The sequence below is a fragment of the Synechococcus sp. CBW1107 genome (assembly GCF_015841355.1).
Classification (GTDB): Bacteria; Cyanobacteriota; Cyanobacteriia; order PCC-6307; family Cyanobiaceae; genus Regnicoccus_A.
In genome coordinates this window covers 89556-112444 of sequence record NZ_CP064908.1, presented here as the reverse complement: position 1 = coordinate 112444, position 22889 = coordinate 89556, and the positions used below count along the sequence as shown (strand labels likewise).

Sequence of the window (22889 nt, the reverse complement as noted above, 5' to 3'; positions counted from 1 at the left end):
GATGTTGCCCGCGTGGCTGCGCGCCGATCTGCTCGAGCGCATGCTGCTGGGTCAGACCCTCGCCCAGCTCCTGATGACGCTGGTGATCGCGCTCGTGTTCCTGCTGTTGACTGTCCTGGTGCTGAGCCTCCTGTTCCGCACCTACCACCAGAAGGTCAGACGTCAGGATGCCGAAGGGATGCTCCTGCGCGGCCGGCGGGTTGATCTGGCCTGGACGCGGGTATTTCTGGTCGGGCTGATTCCACCCCTGGCCTGGTTCAGTGAAGTGCTGATCGACGACTATGTGAACATCACCGGAGGCATGCTCATTGCCACCAAGTTCTTCTTCTACAGCATTTCCTATCTCGGGCTCGGTCTGCTCGCCTTCCTGGCCTTCGAGGCCGTGGGACGCTCCGTGTCCCGCTGGATCGTGGTGCTGCTGGGTCATCCCTCCGACCTGCAGCTGCGCCGGGTCAGCAATCTGATCATGCCCCTGTGCCGGGTGTTCGGCGCCCTCGTGGCGATCATCACCTTCTACCGTCTGCTTGCCCTGCTGGGGCTGCCGCCCCAGACCGTGCTGGCCTTTTCAGCTGTTCCCGGTCTGGCGATCGGTCTGGGGGCCTCGAAACTGCTCGGCAATCTCTTCGCGGGTCTCTCGATTCAGACCGATCGTCCCCTCAAGGTGGGCGAGTTCTGCCAGATCGGCGAGCATGAGGGCTTCATCTCCAAGATCGGTCTTCGCTCACTTGAGCTGAACACGATCGAATCCAGGATCACGATTCCCAATTCGCTCGTCGATGAGCAGAAGGTGATCAACTATTCCGTGCGGGGCGGTGATCCGGCTGAACCCTCGTTGCAGGGGCTCGACCTGCGCGTGGTGATCGATCAGCCGATCGTTCCCTTTCAGATCCGCGAGCTCTTCCGCCTCGTGAATCAAGCCATGGAAGAGAGTCCTGATCTGAATCTGCCCCTGGCCAGCTTCGATCCATCGGTGGATGAGGGTCTGATTCTCACCTGCCATGCCCAGGTGGAGGCCTCCGACTGGCCGCGCTATCTCGAGGCGCGTCAGCGGTTCATCCTCCGGCTGCGTCAGATCCTGTCTCAGGTCAGTCAGTGTTATTTCAGCTTCGGAGTGTCCTTCGACACCTCAAGCGAAACCCTGCGTGCGATTCCGGAGATCGTGGCCCAGATCTTCAGGGCCGAGCCCCTGGCCCGTCTGAGTGGGTGTCGCTTCCTGCGCATCAACGAGTTCAGCCTCGATTTCTATGTGGAGTACTCCTCGGATCAGCCCACCCTGGCCCTGTTCGAGGATGCCCACAGCCGGCTGCTCTGCGCCCTGATCGAGACCTTGCGGGCACGGGGGATCGAGATTCCCATCCCGACCACGGTCGAGATCGAGAAGGTGGAACTCTCTGCGTCTCCGCCACCGTCGCCCTGAGCTCCCGCCGGAGCTGCTTCACGCTCACCGCTCCGGGCCTGCCACCATCGGCCCTCGTTGCACGTTCGTGCCGTGAGCAGCGCCAGCGCCGAATCTCCTCCTGTGGCCGCGTCTCCTCCGGCTGCGTCGTCCCCGGCCCCCGCCGCCGAGGGGCTGGCCTCTCCCGCCTGGCGGAACGCCTGGTACCCGGTGGCCTTCCTGCGTGATCTGGATCCGGCCCGGCCCACGGGATTCACCCTCCTCGGCGACGACCTGGTGCTCTGGTTCGAGCGGACGGGCGATCCAGAGCAGCCAGGAGGCCAGTGGCGGGCCTTCGCCGACGTCTGCCCCCACCGTCTGGTGCCGCTCTCCGAGGGGCGGCTCAACGCCGCCGGTGAGCTGGAGTGCCCCTACCACGGCTGGACGTTCGACGGTCAGGGCCGCTGCACCGCCATTCCCCAGGCCAGCGCCGGCAGCCAGCCCAGCGACCGGCGCAGCTCCTGCCGGTCCTATGCCACCGCCACCGGCCAGGGGCTGCTGTTCGTGTTCGCGGGGGAGCCCGGGGCTGCGGCCTCGGTGCGCCTGCCCCTGGTTCCCGTGCTGCAGGAGCCGGCTTCCGGCTGGCTGGTGCAGGACACCTTCCGCGACCTTCCCTATGACGCCCTGACCCTGCTGGAGAACGTGCTCGATGTGAGCCATGTGCCCTTCACCCATCACGCCACGGTGGGCCGGCGCGAGACGGCCGGCCCGGTGGACCTGCGGCTGGAGCAGGCTGGTCCCGGGGGGTTCAGCGGCGTCTGGGAGGAGGGCCCCCGCCGGGGCAAGCTCGGCAGCCAGTTCACCACCTTCCTGGCCCCGGGCCTGATGTGGCACGACCTCACGGCCCGCGGCTTCGCCCGCATCCTCACCGTGGTGTACGCCACCCCGATCCGGCCTGGGGAGTGCCGGTTGTTCGCCCGTTTCCCGTTCCAGTTCGAGTCTCCCTGGCCGGGCCGGCTGCTGCGCCTGCGCCCCCAGTGGCTCCAGCACATCGGCAACCACACCGTGCTGGAAGACGACCAGATTTTCCTGCACTGGCAGGAGCGGGTGCTCGAGGCCCGAGGCGGCAGTGCGGCCCTCAGCCGCGCCTGCCACCTGGCCACCGGCGCCGATGCCTATGTCAAGGCCCTCCGCGACTGGGTGGTGAGTGGGGCGGGTGAGCCGTTCCCGGATCAGCCGCTGCCGCCGCGCCTGGGGCGCACGGCCCTGGTGGAGCGCTATGAGAGCCACACCCGCCACTGCCGCAGCTGCTCCGGTGCCCTGCGCCGGATCCGGCGCTGGCGACCTTTGCTGCCGCCCCTGGCCTGGCTGAGCCTGCTGGCGATCGCCTGGTTCCACACCCCCGTGGCCCTGGCCGCCGGTGTGGGCGTGGCTGCCCTGGCGGGTGCCGGCTTCTGGAAGCTCGGCCAGTGGGAACGCCTGCTGCTGGCTGGCAGCGACCGGCCGCCCCGCAACAGGAGCTGAGCGGTTGCCGGGCCACCCTCAGCCGCTGTGCACCACCGGGATGTCGGCCAGGCGGGTGGTGGCGGCCCGCGACAGGCGCTGGCGTTTCATCGCCCAGGCCGGCTGGAGGCCGCAGGCGGCCCACTGCACCGTGCCGCGGCCGTAGCGGCGGTTGAGGCCATCGATGGTGGCCATCAGCGCCTCACGGCGCTGCTGCTGCTCCGGCGGCAGGGGGGCGAGCAGATGGTGCTGCAGCTGCTCCAGTGGCTGCAGGTTCTGCAGCAGCACCCCGGCCTTCTGCAGGGGTTTGTGGGGGCGGAACAGCCGCTCGGCCAGGGGAAGCGCCGCCGCCAGCAGCACGCTGGTGTCGTTGCTGGCCAGCGGCAGTGCCACGGTGGCGGCGTTGGCGTAGAAACTCGTGCCGTTGAAGGGGCTGCTGCGCACGAACACGGTGATCGTGCCGGCGCGCTGGCGCTGGCGGCGCAGCTTCTCGGCGGCGCGGCTGAGGTAGGTGGCGATCGCCTCGCGCAGCTGGCCCAGCTCGCGCACCGGTTCGCTGAAACTGCGGCTCACGCAGGTTTCCTGCTTGGCGGGCGGAGCGGCCACCAGGGGCAGGCAGCTGTGGCCCCGCAGTTCCTGCTGCAGGCGCAGCCCCACCACGCCGGCTTTGCTGCGCAGCTCGCCGCTGGCCATGTCTCGCAACTGGAGCGCAGTGGCCACGCCGCGCAGCCGGCACCAGCGCGAGAGCCTGCGGCCGATGCCCCAGACGTCCTCGACCGCGACGGCCGCCAGCCAGGGGTCGGGATCGGCCAGCGCCCCCAGATCGAACACGCCGCCGTGGGCCGGATCGGCCTTGGCCAGCTTGTTGGCCAGCTTGGCGAGCACCTTGGAGGGGGCGATGCCCACCGCCACGGGCAGCCCCAGGTGACGCCGCACCTGCCGGCGCAGGGCCCGCCCCCAGGCGCTGAGGTCGCCGGCTTCGGGGCCAGCGGCGGTGGGGCGGTGCAGCCGGCCGAAGGCCTCGTCGATCGAATAGATCTCCAGCTCCTCCACCCAGGGCTCGAGGGTGAGCATCAGCCGCTGGCTCATGTCGGCGTAGAGGGCGTAGTTGGAGCTGCGCACCACCACCCCGTGGCGCTCCAGCTCCCGCCGCACCTGGAAGTAGGGCTTGCCCATGGGGATGCCCAGGGCGCGCGCCTCGGCGCTGCGGGCCACGATGCAGCCGTCGTTGTTGGAGAGCACCACCAGCGGCCGCCCGATCAGCGATGGATCGAGCGCCGCCTCGCAGGAGGCGTAGAAGTTGTTGCCGTCGATCAGCACGGTGGCCCAGGCCATGGGCGCCCTCAGAGCGGGTGGATCACGTGGATGGCGACCCCCCAGAGGCGGGTGTCGTCGGCATCGCTCAGCTCCAGGGGCGGATAGGCGGGATGGGCGGCCTCCAGCCGCAGCCGGCCCCGGTGCCGCACCAGGCGCTTGAGCGTGAAGGCCCCGTCCAGCACCGCCACCACCACCCGGCCGTGGCGGGGTTCGACGCTGCGGTCGACGATCAGCAGGTCGCCGTGATGGATGCCGGCGCCGATCATCGAATCACCGCTGACGCGCAGGAAGAAGGTGCTGCTGGGGCGGGCGATCAGCTGCTCGTTGAGGTCGATGCCGGTTTCGACGTAGTCGTCGGCGGGACTGGGGAAGCCGGCCGCCACGCTGTCGCCGGCCAGGGGCAGCAGCAGGGGCCGGCGCCGCTCGCGCAGGGGCAGGGGCGTGAACGGTTCGCTGAACCCGCCGGTGATGGCCACTGAGTGGCCGGCTGGGTCGACGGCCGGGTCGGTGGTCATGGGCAGCCGTACAGGGATCGCCAGAGTAGTTCAGGTGTACTGATGTCTGTTGCGTGGCGCCCGCACGACCGAAGACGCACGACGGCAGGGTCTCCGTGTCCCTGCGGCGATCTGATCGGCCATGGGGTGGTTTCCGCTCCGCAGGCCAGCGCCCGGTGGCTCCGCCACCGGGCTTTGTTCTGGCCAGCATGGGGCGCGTCGATGACGTTGGGGAGCGGGCCATGGTGGTGCAGGTGCTGAGCGAGGCGGAGCGCTTCAAGCTCGACCGCTCCGATGACGCCGCCTTCTACGCCGAGCCCCGCTTCGTGCACCACCTCGACGGCGCCTTCCGTGACCGGCTGACGGCGCTCTACCGCGAGCGGATCCCGCCCTGCGCAGTGGTGCTGGACCTGATGAGCAGCTGGGTCAGCCATCTCCCCGAGGAGGTCCGCTACGAGCGGGTGATCGGCCATGGCCTCAACACCCGGGAGCTGGAGGCCAATCCGCGCCTGGATCAGCACTGGGTGCAGAACCTCAATCGCGACCAGGTTCTGCCCCTGGCGGACGCGAGCGTGGACGCGGTGCTGATCGTGGCGGGGTGGCAGTACCTGCAGCAACCGGAGGCGATCGCGGCGGAGCTGCTGCGGATCCTGCGGCCCCAGGGGCAGCTGATCGTCGCCTTCTCCAACCGGATGTTCATGCAGAAGGCCCCCCAGATCTGGGCCGACGGCAGCGACCGGGATCACCTGGAGTACGTGGTGCGGGTGCTGGTTGCCCAGGGCTGGCCGATGCCGGAGCTGGTCGCCGAGTCGACCCGGGCGGAGGGGCCGCTGGGCTGGCTGGGGGGCCACGGAGATCCGTTCTTTGCGGTGATCGCCCGGAAACCGGGGCCCGGCCACCGCGCCAACCACAGTTAACAGTTCTTTACACTAGGCTGTCTGGAAAGCCGGAAAACCATGACAACCCTCGTCAACGTGATCGGCCCACTGCTGTACATGGGCTGTTTCGCCGTCATTCTCGGCGGCGCGTTCGCCCTGATGACCCAGACCCTGCGCAGCAGCGAGCGGGTCGCCACGCCCCGCCGTCGCCACCCTGAAGCCCCCAGCCCCGGTGAGGAGGTGATGGTGGTCGACCTCAGCCGTGAGCGGCTTGAGCAGCTCTACCAGCAGGCTTCCTGAGGCCCTGCGTGACCCTGTGATCTGAGGCTGTTGGCGTTGAGTCCGGGGCAAGGTTGTGATCCTGCTGCTCCGTCGCTGGCTGTGATCGGTGCCGGGGTGTCCGGTTGTGCTCTGGCGGCCAGGATGCGCCGGCTGGGCTGGCAGGGGCCGATCAGTCTCTGGGAATCCGGCCGGGGGCCAGGAGGTCGTGCCGGCACGCGCCGTTCCCGCCACGACCTCCTGGGGCGACTCGATCACGGAGCACCACTGCTCTCGATCAGCAGCAGTCCCGCGCCAATGCTGCTGGCTTCCTTGCTCGATGGGGGCTGGGTCGAGCCCTGGTCCGGTGCACTGGCACTGCTCGATGGAGAGGGCCGGCTGATCCCCGGGGGCACCGATCCGCTCACGCAGGGGGATCTGTACCGGGGCAGAGGCGGAATGGATCAGCTCTGCCGGGGGCTGCTGGAGCTTGGTGGCAGCGGCCTCGAGCTGAACAGCCACTGCCTGGTGCGCCATCTGGCCCGGAGCGCGGACAGCGGCTGGGAGCTGCTCGATCAAGAGCGGCAGCGGCTGGGGGGCGCCGACTGGCTGGTGCTCAGTGGCACTCTGCTGGTGCATCCCCGGTGCCAGGCGCTGCTGGGCTGGCCCGAACCACCCTTGCAGCCGCTGGTCAGAACGCTGGGGGATCCGCGGCTGGAGCGGGCTGCCGCCGCCATCGCCGCCATCGACACCAGTCCGCGCTGTGCCCTGATGCTGCTGATCCAGTCCGACGCGGCTGAAGCCTGGCGGGGGCTTCCCTTCCGCCTGCTCAGCTTCGAGGCGGCAGCCCAGAGCCGTTGGGGTCTCTCGCGGCTCTCGATTCAGCCCCTGGAGGATGGACGCTGCGCCGTGGTGGCCCACTCCACGGCTGACGTGGCCAGGCTCCACGCCGGCGTGGCCGGATCGCGCTCCTCGGTGGCCCGGCTGCCCGGGGTCATCTCGTCGCCCCAGCGGGAGCAGGCGCTGATCGAGACCCTTGCCTCGGCCCTCTCGGCGGTGATGGAGCCCTGGATCGCATCGCTGGAGCTGGAAGGCGCCGATCCTCAGCTGATGCGCTGGGGGGCGGCTTTTCCGGAGGGAGAGGGCCTGGCCAGCGAGCTGACGCTCTGTCCGCAGAGCCGGATCGGCTTCTGTGGTGATTTCGTCAGCGGCCCCGGTCTCGGCCGGATCGAGGGTGCCCTGCGCAGCGGCGAAGAGCTGGCGGAGCAGTTGCTGGCGGAGATGGGGTCCGCGTCAGTGTCCGTTCAGGAGCAGCCGGCCTGATCCCTGCGCTCCAGCCAGCTGTCGGCCTCCCTGGCCAGGGCCGCACCTCGGGCTGTGTAGAAGACCAGGTGCCGCCGGTTGCGGTAGAGGGGTGCGCGTGTGGCCTGCAGTTCAGCTTCGGCGCGATGACGGCAGCTGAGCAGGGCGTCGAAGTCGATCGGCTCCGTCCCGGGCTGGGCCGACTCGGCCTGCTGGCTGATGGCGGGGCAGAGGCGCTGGCGCACGGCTTTGAGCAGAAGAATTTCCTGCTGCAACGCCTGATCGGCAAGGGCCTGGTAACGCTCCTGCAGGGTCGTGCAGCTCAGGACGTCCTGCGCCAGGGCCGAGGAGCTCAGCAGCCAGCCGGCGGCCATCAGGCTGAGGAGTCTGATCACCACCGCATCACCCTCAGGTCTTGCCGGTGAAGTGTATGGGGCGTTGCTGAGGCGTTGGGATGGCGTGGCGCAATGGCGGAAAAAGTTTGTTACCCTGACGAATTATCAAGAATTGCTTATGGCGGAATTCGGTATCTCGTTGCTGATCGCCACAGCGAAAGCAGTGCTGGGCAGCGCCCTGGTGCTGGTGTCGCTGCGGTTGACGGGTGGTTGGTTGATGCGTCTGGCCAGAAGAACTCCTGGTGACACGGACGGTCAACTGTTGCGCTCGGTGCTGACCACCGCCGCCCCCATCGGTTACCTCGGCGCGTTCTGGTGGGGTTGGCGCTCGCTGGTGGCTGATGTCGAGGCGCTCAACTTCGGCGAGGGTGTCGATCGCATGCTCGCAGCGGTCATGCTCTTCCTGGCCATCGTGCTGATCGTGCGGCTGCTCAATCGGGTGCTGCTGTTGCTGCTCGATCGCTCCCTGCGCCGCCTCAGGCGTGAGAACCAGCTCTCGGTGCTGCGGGGCCTCGAGCCAATGATTCGCTCAGGCGTGTGGATCCTGGGCCTGCTGGTGTTTCTGCAGAACCAGGGCGTTCAGATGGGTGCCATCTATGCCTCTCTGGCGGGGTATCCGTTCAGGGGGCGTGACAGCTCGCGGCGAACATCGGCCCTGCTGAACCCTTGACGACAGCTTGATTTCCGGTTGCATCTCAGGTAGAGACCCGCCTGTGATGACCGCACATCCGGCTGGAATTCCAGAAGCCGACTGGCTGGAAACTCCCGCCAGCGTCAGAGCGCTGATCAACGCCCAGCAGCAGGAGATCGAGCTGTTGCGCGGCCAACTCACCTCCTTGGCCACCGAGTTGGCAAACCTGCGTGAGCGGATCGGACGCAGCTCTCGCAACTCATCCAAACCTCCCTCCAGTGATGGTCTGGGTTTTAAGCCGCCAGAACGGCGCAAGGGCAGTGGCCGCAAGCGGGGCGGCCAGCAGGGCCATCCCGGATCCGGACCAGAGCTGCTGTCGATCGAGCGGGTGGATCAGGTGGTGGATCACCACCCTGATGCCTGCCGCCGCTGTGGCACCTTGCTCCAGGGAGAGGATCTCGATCCCCTGCGCCATCAGGTGATCGAGATCCCGCCGATTACCCCGCTGGTGATCGAGCACCGGCTGCATCGCCTGGTCTGCCCCTGCTGTTCCACCAGCACCTGCGCCTCGTTGCCGGCGGATGTGGAGGCCAGTCACTACGGCCCAAGGCTCAGTGCACTGGTGGGCCTGCTGGGCAGTGCCTTTCCGTTGAGTTTCAGCAAGACCCAGGCCCTGCTCCAGCAGCTGGTAGGAGTGGAGATGAGCCGCGGCGCGATTGGACGGGTCCGCCAGCGCTTGAGTGCAGCACTGGAGCAGCCCATGCAGGAGGCCCTTGCTTTTGCCCGCGTGCAGCCGGTGGCCTACGTAGATGAAACTGGCGCCCCCACCGGCAATGCCGACGGCAACAATCCCACTGGAAAGCGGGGCTGGCAGTGGGTCATGGTCACCGCCGTGGTGACGGTATTTGTGCAAGGGCTGAGTCGATCGACGACCGCTGCCATCGAGCTGCTGGGGAACGCCTTTGGCGGGATTGTGGTGAGCGATCGCTTCTCGGCCTACAACCACCTGCCCACCAAGCAGCGCCAGCTGTGCTGGGCGCACCTGATCCGCGACCTGACGGCCATCGCCGAACGCCCGGGCGCCAGCGCTGAATTCGGAGCCCAGCTGCTGGGCCTGCAGCAGCAGCTGTTTGGCCACTGGCACCGCTACAAGGAGGGAAAGATTGACTGGCCCGCCTTGCAGCAAAGCTGCCGGCCGATCCGCCAGACCTTTGAGACCACGCTGCAGCGGGTAGTAGAGCTCGGCTACCAGCGCGGCGAGCGAACGCCTTGGGCCAGCACAGTGCGCACGTGCCAGCAGCTCCAGAAGGTGACAGGTGGGTTGTGGACCTTCCTGGAGAACGAGGGAATAGAGCCCACCAACAACGCCGCAGAACGTGCCCTGCGCCAATCGGTGATTCAGCGCAAGATCAGTCAAGGAGTCCAATCCCGCCAAGGTGCGATCTGCCGGAGCCGCCTGCTCACGGTCACCACTACCCTCAGGCAACAGGGGCGGGATGTCTGGGAGTTCCTGGAGCAGGCCTGGATCGCCCATCACCGCGATGGGGTGATGCCGTCACTGCTGAGCGATCCCTGAAGGCAGAAGAAAGGACAAGGAAGAGTCTCTGATCGCTCAGCGGTGAGCGATCAGGCTTGCATTCGTGCGGTGGGGCGTCCCGACCCCTGAACGCATACCTGGCGGGGGCCGGCATCGGCGTGGGCCTGGCGCTGAAGGGGCCGATCTCCAACTTCCTGAACTACCTCACCATTCTCTTCGATGAACCCTTCCGAATCGGGCAGTTCATCTGTTTTGATGACGTCCTGGGGACGGTGGAAGGGGTGGGAATCCGCTCCACAATTATCCGCAGCCTCAGCGGCGAACGCATCGTGATCAGCAATGAAGATCTGCTGGGAAAGGTGATCCAGAATTACGGGGATCTGCCCAAGCGGCGGGTAGCCACCACGATCGGTGTGGTCTATCAGACGTCGGTCGAAACGGTCAAGGCGATTCCCGCCCTGGTTGAGGCGGCGATCCGCTCCAAGCGCCCGGCGGAATTCGATCGCTGTCATTTCACGCGTTTCGCCGACAGCGCCCTGGAATTCGAATTCGTCTATTTCATTCCCGATGCCGATATGGTCCTGTTCCTGGATGTGCAGCAGGAGATCAACCACGCCATCATGGAAACCTTCCAGAAGCACGACATTGAGTTCGCCTATCCCAGTCAGACACTCTTTCTGGAATCTTCCCGGGTGGCGACCAGGGAGGTGGCTCTGGCCGTCGGTTGAAGCTCCATCGTGCGGTTGGCCCATGAACGCACGACGCACCACGACCGGGCTGGGGGCGCTGATGCTCACGGCTGCCCTGGCCAGTGCCGTCGCTCAGGGGCTGCGGCCACTCCCCGTCTGGAGCCAGGCCGTCGAATCCGATCCCGCCGCTGCCGCTTCCAGGGGGGACTCCCTCAGCTTTGGAGGCCAGCGCTACTGGCATCGCTTCACCGCCGGTGGGCAGCATGAGTTCACCCCTGAGGGGCAGGGCAACCTGACCACCTGGCGTGACATGGTGACCCTGAACGTGCACGAGAGCGTGCGTAACGGTGACCAGCTGGCGGGCCTGGCCAACGGGGTGCTTGCCAATTACCGCCGGGCCGGCAGGGTCATCCGCACGGCGTCACGGCCCAGAACGGATGCCCGACCGGCGGAGCACCTGATCGTGGCCCTGCTGCAGGCACCCGGTCTGGTGGAGGCGGTGCTGGCCCGGGTGGTGCTGGTGGATGGCGTCGGGGTCGTGGTGGTGCGCTCCCACCGTGCCTACGGAGCCAGGGCGGCCGACTCGGCGGGCGACTGGCTCGCGGCCAATGGCCCGACACTGGAAACCAGCCTGATGGCCTGGAGTGTGACACCTGCCCCGGCTCAACTGCGTCAGCTCCAGCGCTGAGTGGCCAGGCCTCAGCCGCTCCACGTCTCGAGTTGTCACCTGCTGGGCACGGCAGCGAGGGCTTGACTCTCCAGTGGAGTGGAGACCATACGGTTGGCCTGCTCTGTTCTCCAGCGATGCGCCACTCCTCGCTCCCTGTCCTGCTGATCAGCCTCGGCGCAGTTGCCCTGATGGCTCCGGCCGCCCGGGCGCAGATGGATCCCGGCATGGATCACCGGCATCATGACCACTCGATGCCCGTGGACCATGGTGACCACGTCCATGACGTGGGCCCCGCCGGTGCCACCTACGACCTGCGCTTCCTCGACGGCATGGTTCAGCACCACACCGGTGCGCTGCGCATGAGCGAAGTCGTCTTCGACATCGGCCAGCCCGGCGTCGGTGCCCTCGGCAGGAGGATCTGGCGCGATCAGGCCGATGAGATCCGGGCGATGGGGCTGTGGCGCAAGGCCTGGTATCCCCAGGCGCCGGTGTACCCCGTGGCGCTGGCGCCCGGCGGTGATCCCGACAGCCTGTCGGGCCTCACGCGCATGAGTCAGTCCCAGATCGAGGGGATGCGCATGATGGGCTCCGGACCCACCAGGGAGAACCGGGTGGTGTGGTTCCTCGAAGGCATGCTCGAGCACCACGGTGGGGCGCTGAAGATGGCCCATGACGCCCTGGCCAAGAGCACCAACACCACCATCCGGCGCTTCGCCCGGGACGTGATCCTCGCCCAGCGGGCCGAGATCATCGAGCTGAGACGCATGCTCGCGTTTGAGGGACTGCACAAGCCGGAGTATCACAAGTTCGACGCTCTCTTCCGGCTCTGAGCACAACTCCGGTCCGGCTTGCTCCGGTCAGGAGGTCTCATGGACGTTCAGTTCTGGGGGCTTTGGCCCCGACGCGCACCGATCAGCAGGCCCAGACCCGAGCCGGCCACCACCAGGGTGAGCAGGCCGAGGATGGCGGAGTACCAGGGCTGCAGGTTGATCAGCCCGAAGTTGCCGGTGTGCAGCTTCATCAACCAGAAGGCCTCGATCTCCCGGGCCGAGAGCAGTCCGTAAAGGGACCCGGAGAGGGCGGTGAGGATGATCGGCAGGGCCGCCAGGGGCACGAGGGCACGGTGCAGGCGGCGCAGTTGATGGCGGGTTCTCATTCATTCTGCAGCGCCTTGTGCAGCGCCTGCTCATTGGCGCAGGGCATCCAGGCGCCGCCCATGGCGAACACCCCCTTGCAGTTCAGTTGGCTGGCGCGGCGTTCGGCCTCCTGACGGGTCCTGTACATCCCTTTGGCGTGCGCTCCGGCGGGAGCCGGATCGAGCCAGGGGACCGCGGCGGCCATCAGGACGAGCACAACGGGCATCGCCATGGCCACGGGTTGAGGCGTTCCTGAGTTCATCTCGATTTCGAGTCCGCCTTCTGAACCGCCTTCTGATAGGCGTCGAAGGAGCTGCAGGGCATCCACTCCCTGCCCATCGCAAAGACACCGCTGCAGGAGAGTGTCCTGGCCCGTTGTTCAGCAGCTGCCTTGGTGGGGAACATGTCGTTGGCCTGCCCGCGGGCCGCAGGCGATGCAAGGGTCAGCGAAGCGGTCCCCAGGCCCGCTGAAAGGAGCAGAACCAGACCGAGGCGCGGCATGGGCAGGGGATGGAGGAGGGTGATGCGAGCTTAGAGTCTCCTGAGGAGTGGAGAGTCAAGCCGATGCAGACCGCCCTGCACCAGGCACCGGGCGAGGCCATGAAGATCGGCGCCCTGGCTGCCCGCAGTGGTCTGCCGGTGAAAACCCTGCGCTACTACGAAGACCTGGGTCTGCTGCCGGCGATCGGCCGCACCGAGGGTGGCTACCGTCTGTTCAGTGAGCAGAGCCTGCGTCGCCTGGAGTTCATTCGCCGGCTCAAGACCCTCGGGCTTTCCCTGGAGGAGATTCAGAGCTGCCTGTCGGTGCATGATGCCGGCAAGCTGCCCTGCCAGGACATCCAGGTGATGCTCAACCACCAGATCGAGCGCATCGAGCGGCAGATCCACGACCTCGGGGAGCTCAGGACCGAGCTGGAGGGATTGCTGGCGGGCTGGCGCAGCGACCCCGCCCGGGAGGACGATCTGATCTGCCCGAACCTGAGGCTGTGAGCTTGTATCCCGAGCAGGCACCAGGATTCAGTGCAGCGGACCCGGTTCCCCTCCTCGCCCGCCTGCCTCCTGCGCCACTCCGATGCGGGCGAACAGATCGGTGCTCTCGCGGTTGAGGTTGATCACCTCCACGGCACTGCCGCCGAGCTTGAGCCGGCGGATCACCTGATCGAGCACGGTGACACCGCTCTGATCCCAGATGTGGGCCTCGGCCATGTCGATCGTGACCCGGGCCGGATGTTCGTGGACTTCGAAACCCGCACGGAAGTAGATGCTGCTCACGAAGAACAGCTGACCGCGAACCTTGTAGACGCGGTGATCGGGTGCCTCCAGGCGGCTGTCCACATCGATCACCTTGGCCACCTTGCGGCTGAACAGAATCGCGGCAAGGGCCACACCGGCGAGCAGGCCGATGGCCAGGTTGTGGGTCAGCACCGTGATGCCCACGGTGAGCAGCATCACGGCCGTGTCGCTCCTGGGGATCTTGCCGATCCCGGTGATCGAGCCGACATTGGCCGTGTTGATGGCGATCATGATCATCACGCCCACCAGGGTGGCCATCGGGATCAGATTCACCCAGTCGCGCGCCAGCAGGATCATCGCCAGCAGGCTCACCCCTGAGGTGAGGGTGGAGAGGCGGGTGCGGCCGCCGTAGCCCACGTTCATCACCGACTGACCCACCAGGGCACAGCCGGCCATGCCGCCGAACAGCGAGCTCACGATGTTGCCGATGCCCTGTCCCCTGGCCTCGCGGTTCTTGTGGCTGGTCTCATCGGTGAGGTCGTCGAGGATGTCCTGGGTGAGGAAGGTTTCCATCAGACCCACCAGTGAGATCGCCAGGGCCGTCGGCAGGATCAGCCCGAGGGTGTCGAGGCTGAAGGGCACATCCGGCAGGGCGAAGCGCGGCAGACCCGTGGGCAGGCGGCCCAGGCTTGAGACCGTGGGCAGATCCAGCTGGAGGTTGATCGACAGGCCCGTGGTGATCAGGATGGCGATCAGGGCCGAGGGCACCGCCCGTGTGAGGCGCGGCAGGACATAGATGATCAGCAGGGTGAGTCCGGTCACCCCCCAGACCGCCGGCAGCTGGTCCGGTTGCACCGCCACGGCTTCGGGATGAAAGAGATCAAGGCCGAGCTGAGGCAACTGGGCCAGCAGGATCAGGATTGCCAGGGCGTTCACGAACCCTGCCATCACCGGCTGCGGCACGAAGCGCATCTGCTGGGCCAGCCGCAGATAACCCCAGGCGATCTGCAGGACTCCTGTGAGCAGTCCAGCGGCGAGGAGGTACTGAAGTCCGAGTCCGGTGCCCAGGGCATCGCCCTGCTGCACCAGCCCCGTCATCAGCAGGGCGGTGGAGCCGGTGGCGGAGGTGATCATCGCCGTGCGGCCGCCCACCACCGCCAGGGTGACCGCCAGCAGAAAGGCCCCGAACAGACCCACGCTGGGATCGACACCGGCGATGCCGGAGAAGGCGATCGCCTCCGGAATCATCGCGAAGGCCACCACCAGGCCCGAGAGGATGTCGCGATGGGGCAGGCCCCACCACTCCTTGAGGGAGAGGGTCATCGACGGAAGGCGACGCGGCGCGGACTGCAGGCATCATGCAGGTTGGCCTCCACCGAGGTGGTTCCGGCGAGATGCTCCTGATCCCTGGCCTGCTTCTGGTTCTGCAGCTGTTCCCGGGTCCGGTTCCGGTGGCCATGGCTCTGGCCGATGGCCGCGCCACGGTGCTCTCGATCGGGGATGGCGACACGATCCGTGTGCAGCAGGGCCCGCGCCGGATCAGCGTGCGTCTGGCCTGCATCGATGCCCCCGAGCTGGATCAGGCCCCCGATGGCGCCAGGGCCCACCGCTACCTCAGGATGCGCCTGAAGATCGGCTCCAGCGTGACCCTCAGGCCCCAGACCGTGGATCGCTTCGGTCGCCTGGTGGCCGAAGTGATCAGCGAGACCAACCTCGGCCTGGCGATGGTGGAAGACGGCGAGGCCTTCGCCTTCCGCCGGTATCTGGCCAGCTGCGACGCCAGGGAATATCTCGACGCCGAAGACCGGGCGATGCGTCGTCGCCTTGGGGTGTGGCAGGTGCCCGGGGGCATCATGCGGCCGTGGGACTTCCGGCGGGGAAGGAGCCGCCGTTGATCAGACCAGCGTTGCGGCTGCTCTGGGGCCGGGCCTGTCGACGCTCTGGCTGGGATGGATAGGGTTGGGCCCATGGGTCCGGTTCAGGTCGTCTGGTTCAAGAGGGATCTGCGGGCGGCCGATCATCAACCGCTGGTGCAGGCCAGTTGTCGTGGCCCTGTGTTGCCCCTGGTGGTGGTGGAGCCTGACCTGTGGCGCCAGAGCGATGCCTCCGCCCGGCAGTGGGACTTCTGTGCCGAGAGCCTGGAGGACCTGCGCCAGGCTCTGGCTGGGCTGGGCCAGCCGCTGGTGCTGCGGATCGGCACGGTCGAGGAGGTGCTGGAGCAGGTCCGCCGCCGGTTCGGCATCGCTGGCCTCTGGAGCCACGAGGAAACCGGCAACGGCTGGACCTATGCCCGCGACCGGCGCGTGGCCCGCTGGGCCAGGAGCCAGTCCATCCCCTGGATCGAGATCCCCACGTTCGGCGTGATCCGCCGGTTGGACAGCCGCAACGGCTGGGCACGACGGTGGGAGGCGCGTATGGCCGAGCCGGTGGCTCCGCCGCCGGATGCCTTGCAGCCGCTGCATGGTCTGGATCCCGGCGCCATCCCCTCGGCCAGCGACCTGGGACTGACGGCTGACCCCTGCCCGGGTCGGCAGATCGGGGGGAGAGCGGCGGGGCTGGCTGTTCTGGAGAGCTTTCTGAATGGGCGGGGGGCTCGCTACCACCGTGAGCTGTCCAGTCCGCTCACGGCATTCGAGAGTTGTTCATGTCTGTCTCCCCACCTCGCCTGGGGCACCCTGTCGATGCGCGAGGTGGTGCAGCGCAGCCGCCTGAGTGGGGCTGCGCCGGTGGGTTTCGAGGCCAGGCTGCACTGGCACTGCCACTTCATCCAGAAGCTCGAAAGCCAGCCGGATCTGGAGTTCCGCGAGCTCCATCCACTCACCGCCGGCCTGCGCCGCAGCGACCCCGGGCGGCTGGCGGCCTGGGCCGAGGGACGCACCGGACTGCCGTTCGTGGATGCCTGCATGCGGGCCCTGATCGCCACCGGCTGGATCAACTTCCGCATGCGGGCGATGCTGATGTCGGTGGCCAGCTATCACCTGTGGCTGCCGTGGCGGGAGAGCGGACTGCATCTGGCCCGCCTGTTCGTCGATTACGAGCCCGGCATCCACTGGAGCCAGTGTCAGATGCAGTCAGGTACCACGGGCATCAACACGATCCGGATCTACAACCCGGTCAAGCAGGGCCAGGATCACGATCCCCGCGGTGCCTTCATCCGTCGGTGGCTGCCGGAACTGGCTCCCGTGCCGGCCGTGCACCTCCATGAGCCTTGGACGATGGCGGCGGTCACCCAGCAGCGCCTGGGCTGCGTGCTCGGGATGCACTACCCCCTGCCGATCGTGAAGCCCGATGATGCGGCCCGGGAGGCCCGTGCGCGGATCTGGGCCGCCAGGCAGGAGCGGGGCTTCGCGGAGCTGGCCGATGCGATCCAGCACAGGCACGGATCCCGCCGCTCCGGCCTGGCGGCCGCTCGGGATCGTCGTCCTCGCCGATCCAGGCCTCTCCCATCGGCCGGTCAGCAGATTCAGCTGCCGCTTGATCTGGATCTGGCCTGAGTCCCGTGGCCAGCCCAGCGGCACGGAACTGCACCTGCGCAGTCGTGACAGTTTGCTGCGCTGGCAAGACGGAGTGATTGCACACTTTAAGGATTGCTCTAGATTTTGAGTCTGGTGGATGTCCCCATGGCTCAATCTGTCTCGCTGCTTGCCGCCACCGGTCTGGCTGGGCTGGCCTTGGTGAGCCTCTCCATCACCCTGCTGATCTGAGTGTGGTCCAGATGCCCGGTCTGCGGTCCCCGGAGCCGCAGACCCTTGCAGTGTTGCGCTTCGGCAATCCTGTGGCTGGAGTTGCCCCGACAGTGAACGACTCGCTCAAGGGACCGACCGTTACCGTCCTGCCGGTGCGGTGGCGTGATGGCGGTGGCGTCCCAGTGGCTCGATCCAGTGCTCGCGGACCATGTCGTGGCGAATCTTGGCTGTGTCAAGACGGCAGCCCAGCTGAATGGACCCCTGATCCAGAAGACGCCCGAGCCTCAGCGCGGTGGCCTCCTCGACGCGTGAGAAGTTGTCCTGCTGATCAGTCAGCCAGGACAGCTCTCCGTAGGTGATGACACCGGTTGAAAGGGATTCAAGGAAAAGCTCGCCAACCGTCATGGCCTTTGTTGCGGTATGTAAACATTCTGGCATCCCACCGGCCTGTCCGTGGGGGTTCGCCCTCAAGGGGGGGGGCTCCCGCCAGCTCTCTCGCCTCACCTGGATGCCTCACCACATTGATCGCCCCACCAAGATCTGCCAGGTCTGCGGACGACCGTTTCAATGGCGGAAGAAATGGAAGGATGTGTGGGCTGAAGTCCGCCACTGTTCGGATCGTTGCCGTAGAAACCGGAATCGTCTTGATCCAGTCGTGCCCGCCAGGCAAGGTGCAAAGGATTGAATGAGTCTGGCCGAATTCAGCATTCAGGCTATTGGATCAACACTTCGGGATACATGCGTGTCATGCCCAATCTAATTTGTGTAACGGTTGCACTCTTGCGGAAAAGTTATTCTCCCGCTGAGGATCTCCAGCTGCCTGCTTGAGCACTTTGTGGGCTGAAAGGTGCATGTTGTATCTGATTCTGGGAAAGAATCTGCTGACCCCGTTCCCAGGCGCATCGCCGTGAGAGAAGTTCCAGGTCGTCAAACCAGGTTGTTTTGGTCATTTGTCCGCCATGCAGCCGGATGTGGTAAACATTGGCTTCGATGATAATGCCTGGAGCCATACAGGTTACAGCAATCATCATGCCAATATCTTCGCCTTGAGATAGCCCCATCCAGCCGCCGGCTCTCTTCAGCAGGTCGGCATCAACAAGTAACGTCGTCGGCCCCAATGGGATACTGGCCTTTGGTGTTGGCCAGGCACGCCAGACATCCCCTGGGTAGCTGGGTCCAGGCGGCACTATTGCAGGGTCACCTTTGCTGTCATCTGTGCAATATCCAGCAGACCACTTGGCACCATGCTGAGACAGGATCGCCTCTAGCCGTTGATCAATGGAGTGGGGATAAAGCCAGTCATCATCATCAGCGCTGGTGATCCAGTCACCACGGGCAATCACCAATCCAAGATTGCGAGCCGCAGCTTGACCGATCGGTCGATCAGTTGCGATCACTGTGGCCTGGTCGCTGATCGCTGCAGGGAGCCCAGAGCGACTGGCCCCATCAATCACGATGACATGTTCCACCAGGCAGTCGTTCTTCTGCAGGCTCTGATTCAGTTCCACCAGCATGCTCAGCCGATCTTGAAGTAGCCTGGTTGGCGTGATCACGCTGACGGCCATTGAGTTTTCTGGGGAATTCATTCCTATCTTGGTCTCGAGTCAAAAGGCTCGGGAGCCTCAATCTTTTCCTGGCGTGAGGCTTGAGATGAACGCTTGAAGGGATACCGGTGTGAAGGGAGCGATGCGGCGGGCCAGCCCCTCAAACCTGGACGATGCCACCCGACACTACCAGTCTCAAGGCCGCCTCTGGCCTCTGCAGGGACATCTTCAGCGCGTCCAGATCTCCCTCGTTGCTGGTCTTCATGGCTTCAAGGTGAGTCCATGATCTCCCGGTCCATGGATCAGGCCGGCAGCGCGGCTCCGAGCTGCACGTCAGATCCCGGCCAGGGAATCCGTTGCATCCCCAAGGCTCCGCCATGGCTTCGAGCAGCTCAAGCCAATCTGCCGATCTGTTCAGAGCATTGATCCCTGTTCTCTGTCCGCACTGGATGCCTTCCTGCTCAGATCCGGACGTCCTCTGACTGGAGCCGGCCGTTCCGATCGACGCTGTAATGGGTCGGTGAGGGGGAAGCCTGCTGTGGTGCGTGACTCTCCGTCCGATCAGGCCAGAGCGAATCCACAACCCACCGAGGTGCTGGCTGGCTCGATCGAGCGCGTCACCTTCCATAACGCCGAGAACGGCTTCTGCGTGCTGCGCATCAAAGCTCGCGGCCACCGGGACCTGGTCACGGTGGTGGGTCATGCCGCTGAGATCAGCTCCGGCGAATGGGTGACGGTGAGCGGCACCTGGGTGAACAGCCGGGAGCACGGCCAGCAATTCAAGGCCTCCTTCCTCAAGGCTTCCGCGCCCACCACCGCCGAGGGCATCGAGAAGTACCTGGGTTCAGGGATGATCCGCGGCATCGGTCCGATCTATGCCAGCAAGCTGGTGGCGGTGTTCGGGGATCAGGTGTTCGAGGTGATCGAGCAGGCCCCCGAGCGGCTGCGGGAGGTGCCCGGCATCGGTCCTGTGCGCGGTCAGCGGATCAGCCAGGCCTGGGCCGATCAGAAGGTGGTGCGCGAAATCATGGTCTTCCTGCACAGCCATGGCGTCGGCACCGCCCGGGCCGTGCGCATCTTCAAGACGTACGGCAACGATGCCGTGCAGGTGATGGCCGAGAACCCCTACCGCCTGGCCCGCGACATCCGTGGCATCGGCTTCCGCACCGCTGATGCAATCGCTGCGCGGCTGGGCATCAAACCCGAGGCGATGATCCGCCTCCGCGCCGGTATCAGCTATGCGCTGGTGGAGGCCAGCGGGGATGGCCACTGCGGCCTGCCCAGCGCCGAGCTGCTCAAGCTGGCCGGTGAGCTGCTGACGGTGGAGCGGCCCAGGGGGCCCCTTGATGAGACCGGCGCCACCTCTCGGGTGCCCCTGGAGAGCGGCCTGATCGAGAGCGCCCTGGATTTGGAGCTGAGCGAGGGCTCCGTTGTGGCCGACACCCTCGCCGGTGAGCCGGCGATCTTCCTCTCCAATCTGCACCGCGATGAACGCCGCATCGCGGCAGTCCTCCAGGCGCTGGCCCAGGGCCGCCCGCCCTGGGGAGCGATCGAGGCCGCCATTGCCATCCCTTGGGTGGAGCAACGCCTGGGCTTGGAGCTGGCCGCCAGTCAGAAGCTGGCGGTGGAGCAGGCGCTGGCGTCCAAGGTTCTGGTGATCACCGGCGGGCCGGGGGTGGGGAAGACCACCTTGATCAACGCCATCCTGCGCATCCTGGCGGCCAAGAAGCTGCGCATCCTGCTCTGCGCCCCCACCGGTCGTGCCGCCAAGCGGATGGCGGAAACCACCGGACTGGACGCGAAAACGATCCACCGGCTGCTCGAGTTCGACCCGGCGGCCTTCGGCTTCAAGCGCAATGCCGAGCTGCCGCTGGAGTGCGATCTGCTGGTGGTGGATGAGACCTCCATGGTGGATGTCCCTTTGATGGCCTCCTTCCTGGATGCCCTGCCAGCCGAGGCGGCGCTGTTGCTGGTGGGCGACGTGGACCAGCTGCCCTCGGTGGGACCCGGCCAGGTGCTGGCCGATCTGATCAACAGCGGCGCATTGATGGTGGCCCGGCTCACGGAGGTGTTCCGCCAGGCGGCCTCCAGCCGGATCATCACCACGGCCCATGCCATCAATGCCGGCACCATCCCCGATCTGCGGCCACCACCCGCTGAGGCCACCACCGACTTCTATTTCCTTCCCGCCGAGACACCCGAGCAGGCGGTGGCCCTGATTCTCAAGGTGGTGGGCGAGCGCATCCCGGCCCGTTTCGGCCTCGATCCGATCGCCCAGGTGCAGGTGCTCTGCCCGATGGCCCGCGGTGGTTGCGGGTCAAGGTCGCTCAACATCGAGCTGCAGCAGCTGCTCAATCCCGACCCCACCGAGCAGGTGGAGCGTTTCGGCTGGCGCTTCGCCCCTGCCGACAAGGTGATGCAGGTGGCCAACGACTACGAGAAGGAGGTGTTCAACGGCGATGTGGGCACTGTCGAAACGATCGACGCTGATGCCAGTGAACTGACGGTCCGCTTTGACGGGCGTGAAGTGACCTACGGGTGGGGTGAACTGGACCACCTGGTGCCGGCCTACGCCTGCACCATCCACAAGAGCCAGGGCAGCGAATACCCCGCCGTGGTGATCCCTTTGCTCACCCAGCACTACGCCATGCTGCAGCGCAACCTGGTGTACACCGGCATCACGAGAGGCAAGCAGCTGGTGGTGCTGGTGGGCCAGAAGAAGGCTTTGGCGATGGCGGTCAAGAACCACCTGGGCCGCAGGCGTTTCACCAAGCTGGCGGAGTGGCTCATCACCACACCAGAGGCCTCGACCGGGGTGGTGAGAACCTGATCCTCGACGTGATCACAGAACTGGCCAGCGGACCGTCTCGAGCACTCCGTCGGGTGTGTTCTCAGATCCCATTGGCCGCCGGGATCATAGCGATGAGATTGCTCCATTCAGCAGGCCCGGAGCCTGCAGAGGCAGGGCCATCCCCTGTGCCGATGGCAGAGGACGGTCAACCGTATCTTCGTGGTCTGATTGCCATCAGCCTGGACGTTATCATTGATCCATTGACTGTTTGAACTCATGGCTCTGACCGGTGCTGATCTGCTCGCCAAAGTGAAAGAGCTGGGCGATGCGTCCAAGTCCGATCTGGTGCGCGCTGCAGGTTATGTGAGCTCCAAGAAAGACGGCAGCGAGCGGCTGAACTTCACGGCCTTCTACGAGGCACTCCTCAAGGCGAAAGGAGTCAGCCTTGGGGATGGAGCTGAAAGGAGCAAAGGGCGTGGTGGCCGTTCACTGAGCTACATCGCCACGGTGCAGGGGAACGGAAACCTGCTGGTGGGCAAGGCTTACACGGCCCTGCTCGACCTCAAGCCAGGCGATGAGTTCGAGATCAAGCTGGGTCGCAAACAGATCAGGTTGGTGCCCGTGGGTGGGACTGACGAGGAGGAGTGATGACGACAGGTTGGAGGCCCGCTCATGACACAACGAACCGTCCTGCGCCTGGGTGACCCACGTCTGCGTCAGGTGTCACGCCCCGTCGAGCGGTTTGGAACGCCTGAACTGCACGCCCTGATCACGGATCTCCGGGACACCATGGCGGCCTGCGCTGGAGCAGGCCTGGCCGCTCCCCAGATCGCCGTGCCCCTGCGAGTCGTGATCTTCGGAATCACGGTGAACCCGCGTTATCCGGAGGCCCCCCCGATCCCGGAAACGGTGCTCATCAATCCGGAGATCACCCCGATTGATCGGGATCGTGCTTCAGGCTGGGAGGGGTGCCTCAGTGTTCCGGGGTTGCGGGGACAGGTGAGTCGCTGGCGGAGGATCCTTTATCGGGGCTTTGATGCGGAGGGCCATCCGATTGAGCGATCCGTTGATGGATTTCACGCCCGCGTGGTCCAGCACGAGTGCGACCATCTCGATGGCGTGCTCTTCCCGGACCGGCTGGTGGACTCCAGGTCCCTGGGCTTCACGGAAGAACTCGAGGCCAGCGGACTGCTGCCGGTAGCCGGACCCCTGGCGCCAGCCAGCCCAGAGCACACTCTCGACAGGATGCGCCAGCAGCTCGAGCGGCACTCCGCGCTGGAGGATCTGGGCCCTCTGTTCGGCCCGAAGGCCCAGGGGCTTGCCCCTGGCCGCGATCCCAGCTGAACAGCGTGAGCCATCCCCACCTGGGACTGGATCAGCCCATGAAGGCAGATCAGCCTTGTCAGAATGGGTAGCCCGAGCCCCCCTTTCATGCTGTTCCCGGCCCCCT

Annotated in this window: 26 protein-coding genes; 17 read left to right on the top strand and 9 right to left on the bottom strand. The window is 66.2% G+C overall.

Features of this window, described 5'->3' with window-relative positions; all coding sequences use genetic code 11:
- Position 1 precedes the first annotated feature (1 nt).
- Positions 2-1417 (top strand): mechanosensitive ion channel family protein, encoded by a 1416-nt coding sequence (locus I1E95_RS00630; protein ID WP_197164447.1) that lies wholly within the window; start codon positions 2-4, stop codon positions 1415-1417.
- Positions 1418-1570: 153 nt separating this feature from the next.
- Entirely contained in the window at positions 1571-2899 is a 1329-nt protein-coding gene (locus tag I1E95_RS00625; RefSeq protein WP_197166905.1) for a Rieske 2Fe-2S domain-containing protein, read from the top strand.
- A gap of 18 nt (positions 2900-2917) precedes the next feature.
- Here I1E95_RS00625 and I1E95_RS00620 read toward each other — a convergent pair whose 3' ends face one another.
- A complete protein-coding gene (locus tag I1E95_RS00620) occupies positions 2918-4213 on the bottom strand; it encodes a Y-family DNA polymerase (RefSeq protein WP_197164439.1) in 1296 nt (431 codons plus the stop codon).
- Positions 4214-4221: 8 nt separating this feature from the next.
- Complete coding sequence (locus I1E95_RS00615; RefSeq protein ID WP_231594754.1) at positions 4222-4710, bottom strand: LexA family transcriptional regulator; 489 nt, start codon at positions 4708-4710, stop codon at positions 4222-4224.
- Positions 4711-4931: 221 nt separating this feature from the next.
- On the opposite strand from I1E95_RS00615, the gene I1E95_RS00610 reads away from it, so the two are divergent.
- From I1E95_RS00610 to I1E95_RS00600, 3 genes are read left to right on the top strand one after another with little or no spacing between them, the layout of a single operon-like run.
- Positions 4932-5606, top strand: coding sequence for a class I SAM-dependent methyltransferase (locus I1E95_RS00610; RefSeq protein ID WP_197166895.1), 675 nt, complete (start codon positions 4932-4934; stop codon positions 5604-5606).
- 39 nt (positions 5607-5645) lie between these two features.
- Complete coding sequence (locus I1E95_RS00605) at positions 5646-5867, top strand: hypothetical protein (RefSeq protein ID WP_197164437.1); 222 nt, start codon at positions 5646-5648, stop codon at positions 5865-5867.
- Between the two features lie 36 nt (positions 5868-5903).
- Complete coding sequence (locus I1E95_RS00600; RefSeq protein WP_231594753.1) at positions 5904-7148, top strand: NAD(P)-binding protein; 1245 nt, start codon at positions 5904-5906, stop codon at positions 7146-7148.
- On the opposite strand, the gene I1E95_RS00595 is transcribed toward I1E95_RS00600, so the two are convergent.
- Positions 7130-7525 carry a hypothetical protein gene (locus I1E95_RS00595; RefSeq protein WP_197164435.1) on the bottom strand — a complete coding sequence of 132 codons (396 nt, stop codon included), beginning with the start codon at positions 7523-7525 and terminating at the stop codon, positions 7130-7132. The genes I1E95_RS00600 and I1E95_RS00595 overlap by 19 nt on opposite strands.
- 61 nt (positions 7526-7586) lie before the next feature.
- On the opposite strand from I1E95_RS00595, the gene I1E95_RS00590 reads away from it, so the two are divergent.
- From I1E95_RS00590 to I1E95_RS00570, 5 genes are all read left to right on the top strand, one after another.
- Positions 7587-8192, top strand: coding sequence for a hypothetical protein (locus I1E95_RS00590; protein ID WP_231594752.1), 606 nt, complete (start codon positions 7587-7589; stop codon positions 8190-8192).
- Between the two features lie 46 nt (positions 8193-8238).
- Positions 8239-9729 (top strand): IS66 family transposase, encoded by a 1491-nt coding sequence (locus I1E95_RS00585; RefSeq protein ID WP_197161742.1) that lies wholly within the window; start codon positions 8239-8241, stop codon positions 9727-9729.
- A 119-nt stretch (positions 9730-9848) separates the two neighbouring features.
- Positions 9849-10418 (top strand): mechanosensitive ion channel family protein, encoded by a 570-nt coding sequence (locus I1E95_RS00580; protein ID WP_231594751.1) that lies wholly within the window; start codon positions 9849-9851, stop codon positions 10416-10418.
- A 22-nt stretch (positions 10419-10440) separates the two neighbouring features.
- Positions 10441-11067 (top strand): hypothetical protein, encoded by a 627-nt coding sequence (locus I1E95_RS00575; protein ID WP_197164431.1) that lies wholly within the window; start codon positions 10441-10443, stop codon positions 11065-11067.
- A gap of 116 nt (positions 11068-11183) precedes the next feature.
- Entirely contained in the window at positions 11184-11879 is a 696-nt protein-coding gene (locus tag I1E95_RS00570) for a DUF305 domain-containing protein (protein WP_197164429.1), read from the top strand.
- Between the two features lie 47 nt (positions 11880-11926).
- Here the strand turns inward: I1E95_RS00570 and I1E95_RS00565 are convergent, their stop codons facing one another.
- Genes I1E95_RS00565 through I1E95_RS00555 form a run of 3 tightly spaced genes read right to left on the bottom strand, consistent with a single transcriptional unit; the run spans position 11927 to position 12686 of the window.
- Complete coding sequence (locus tag I1E95_RS00565) at positions 11927-12205, bottom strand: hypothetical protein (RefSeq protein ID WP_197164428.1); 279 nt, start codon at positions 12203-12205, stop codon at positions 11927-11929.
- Entirely contained in the window at positions 12202-12417 is a 216-nt protein-coding gene (locus tag I1E95_RS00560) for a DUF3721 domain-containing protein (RefSeq protein WP_231594749.1), read from the bottom strand. The genes I1E95_RS00565 and I1E95_RS00560 overlap by 4 nt, the downstream gene beginning before the upstream one ends.
- Positions 12418-12443: 26 nt before the next feature.
- Positions 12444-12686 (bottom strand): DUF3721 domain-containing protein, encoded by a 243-nt coding sequence (locus I1E95_RS00555; protein WP_197164424.1) that lies wholly within the window; start codon positions 12684-12686, stop codon positions 12444-12446.
- 63 nt (positions 12687-12749) lie between these two features.
- Between I1E95_RS00555 and I1E95_RS00550 the strand changes: the two genes are divergently transcribed.
- On the top strand, positions 12750-13175 hold the full coding sequence (locus tag I1E95_RS00550) for a heavy metal-responsive transcriptional regulator (protein WP_231594748.1): 426 nt from the start codon (positions 12750-12752) through the stop codon (positions 13173-13175).
- A gap of 27 nt (positions 13176-13202) precedes the next feature.
- Here I1E95_RS00550 and I1E95_RS00545 read toward each other — a convergent pair whose 3' ends face one another.
- Complete coding sequence (locus tag I1E95_RS00545) at positions 13203-14741, bottom strand: SulP family inorganic anion transporter (protein ID WP_197164422.1); 1539 nt, start codon at positions 14739-14741, stop codon at positions 13203-13205.
- A gap of 71 nt (positions 14742-14812) precedes the next feature.
- Between I1E95_RS00545 and I1E95_RS00540 the strand changes: the two genes are divergently transcribed.
- Entirely contained in the window at positions 14813-15313 is a 501-nt protein-coding gene (locus I1E95_RS00540) for a thermonuclease family protein (RefSeq protein ID WP_197164420.1), read from the top strand.
- 72 nt (positions 15314-15385) lie between these two features.
- Positions 15386-16912, top strand: coding sequence for an FAD-binding domain-containing protein (locus I1E95_RS00535; protein ID WP_197164418.1), 1527 nt, complete (start codon positions 15386-15388; stop codon positions 16910-16912).
- 330 nt (positions 16913-17242) lie between these two features.
- Here the strand turns inward: I1E95_RS00535 and I1E95_RS00530 are convergent, their stop codons facing one another.
- On the bottom strand, positions 17243-17509 hold the full coding sequence (locus I1E95_RS00530) for a hypothetical protein (RefSeq protein ID WP_197164416.1): 267 nt from the start codon (positions 17507-17509) through the stop codon (positions 17243-17245).
- Between I1E95_RS00530 and I1E95_RS17210 the strand changes: the two genes are divergently transcribed.
- On the top strand, positions 17463-17789 hold the full coding sequence (locus tag I1E95_RS17210) for a DUF2256 domain-containing protein (RefSeq protein ID WP_370594563.1): 327 nt from the start codon (positions 17463-17465) through the stop codon (positions 17787-17789). The two genes, I1E95_RS00530 and I1E95_RS17210, sit on opposite strands and share 47 nt — an antisense overlap.
- Before the next feature lie 106 nt (positions 17790-17895).
- Here the strand turns inward: I1E95_RS17210 and I1E95_RS00520 are convergent, their stop codons facing one another.
- The gene (locus I1E95_RS00520) at positions 17896-18618 is read right to left on the bottom strand and encodes a glycosyltransferase (protein ID WP_231594747.1); all 723 of its coding nucleotides are present in this window, start codon (positions 18616-18618) and stop codon (positions 17896-17898) included.
- A gap of 571 nt (positions 18619-19189) precedes the next feature.
- Here I1E95_RS00520 and I1E95_RS00515 point away from each other — a divergent pair.
- The 3 genes from I1E95_RS00515 to def all read left to right on the top strand — a co-directional run bounded on the left by I1E95_RS00515 (position 19190) and on the right by def (position 22783).
- Positions 19190-21478, top strand: a complete 2289-nt coding sequence (locus I1E95_RS00515) for an ATP-dependent RecD-like DNA helicase (RefSeq protein ID WP_231594746.1) — start codon at positions 19190-19192, stop codon at positions 21476-21478.
- 237 nt (positions 21479-21715) lie between these two features.
- On the top strand, positions 21716-22087 hold the full coding sequence (locus I1E95_RS00510) for an AbrB family transcriptional regulator (protein WP_197164408.1): 372 nt from the start codon (positions 21716-21718) through the stop codon (positions 22085-22087).
- Positions 22088-22111: 24 nt separating this feature from the next.
- Positions 22112-22783, top strand: a complete 672-nt coding sequence (def, locus tag I1E95_RS00505) for a peptide deformylase (RefSeq protein WP_197164406.1) — start codon at positions 22112-22114, stop codon at positions 22781-22783.
- Positions 22784-22889 lie beyond the last annotated feature (106 nt).

Bases quoted from the DNA above. Each gene is read 5' to 3' on its own strand.
- I1E95_RS17210 (WP_370594563.1), top strand. From the start codon at position 17,463: ATGACACCGGTTGAAAGGGATTCAAGGAAAAGCTCGCCAACCGTCATG.
- I1E95_RS00575 (WP_197164431.1), top strand. From the start codon at position 10,441: ATGAACGCACGACGCACCACGACCGGGCTGGGGGCGCTGATGCTCACG.
- I1E95_RS00615 (WP_231594754.1), bottom strand. From the start codon at position 4,710: ATGACCACCGACCCGGCCGTCGACCCAGCCGGCCACTCAGTGGCCATC.
- I1E95_RS00540 (WP_197164420.1), top strand. From the start codon at position 14,813: ATGCTCCTGATCCCTGGCCTGCTTCTGGTTCTGCAGCTGTTCCCGGGT.
- I1E95_RS00620 (WP_197164439.1), bottom strand. From the start codon at position 4,213: ATGGCCTGGGCCACCGTGCTGATCGACGGCAACAACTTCTACGCCTCC.
- I1E95_RS00570 (WP_197164429.1), top strand. From the start codon at position 11,184: ATGCGCCACTCCTCGCTCCCTGTCCTGCTGATCAGCCTCGGCGCAGTT.
- I1E95_RS00560 (WP_231594749.1), bottom strand. From the start codon at position 12,417: ATGGCGATGCCCGTTGTGCTCGTCCTGATGGCCGCCGCGGTCCCCTGG.
- I1E95_RS00610 (WP_197166895.1), top strand. From the start codon at position 4,932: ATGGTGGTGCAGGTGCTGAGCGAGGCGGAGCGCTTCAAGCTCGACCGC.
- I1E95_RS00555 (WP_197164424.1), bottom strand. From the start codon at position 12,686: ATGCCGCGCCTCGGTCTGGTTCTGCTCCTTTCAGCGGGCCTGGGGACC.
- I1E95_RS00520 (WP_231594747.1), bottom strand. From the start codon at position 18,618: ATGCTGGTGGAACTGAATCAGAGCCTGCAGAAGAACGACTGCCTGGTG.
- I1E95_RS00550 (WP_231594748.1), top strand. From the start codon at position 12,750: ATGCAGACCGCCCTGCACCAGGCACCGGGCGAGGCCATGAAGATCGGC.
- I1E95_RS00535 (WP_197164418.1), top strand. From the start codon at position 15,386: ATGGGTCCGGTTCAGGTCGTCTGGTTCAAGAGGGATCTGCGGGCGGCC.
- I1E95_RS00545 (WP_197164422.1), bottom strand. From the start codon at position 14,741: ATGACCCTCTCCCTCAAGGAGTGGTGGGGCCTGCCCCATCGCGACATC.
- I1E95_RS00585 (WP_197161742.1), top strand. From the start codon at position 8,239: ATGACCGCACATCCGGCTGGAATTCCAGAAGCCGACTGGCTGGAAACT.
- I1E95_RS00530 (WP_197164416.1), bottom strand. From the start codon at position 17,509: ATGACGGTTGGCGAGCTTTTCCTTGAATCCCTTTCAACCGGTGTCATC.
- I1E95_RS00510 (WP_197164408.1), top strand. From the start codon at position 21,716: ATGGCTCTGACCGGTGCTGATCTGCTCGCCAAAGTGAAAGAGCTGGGC.
- I1E95_RS00565 (WP_197164428.1), bottom strand. From the start codon at position 12,205: ATGAGAACCCGCCATCAACTGCGCCGCCTGCACCGTGCCCTCGTGCCC.
- I1E95_RS00630 (WP_197164447.1), top strand. From the start codon at position 2: ATGTTGCCCGCGTGGCTGCGCGCCGATCTGCTCGAGCGCATGCTGCTG.
- I1E95_RS00605 (WP_197164437.1), top strand. From the start codon at position 5,646: ATGACAACCCTCGTCAACGTGATCGGCCCACTGCTGTACATGGGCTGT.
- def (WP_197164406.1), top strand. From the start codon at position 22,112: ATGACACAACGAACCGTCCTGCGCCTGGGTGACCCACGTCTGCGTCAG.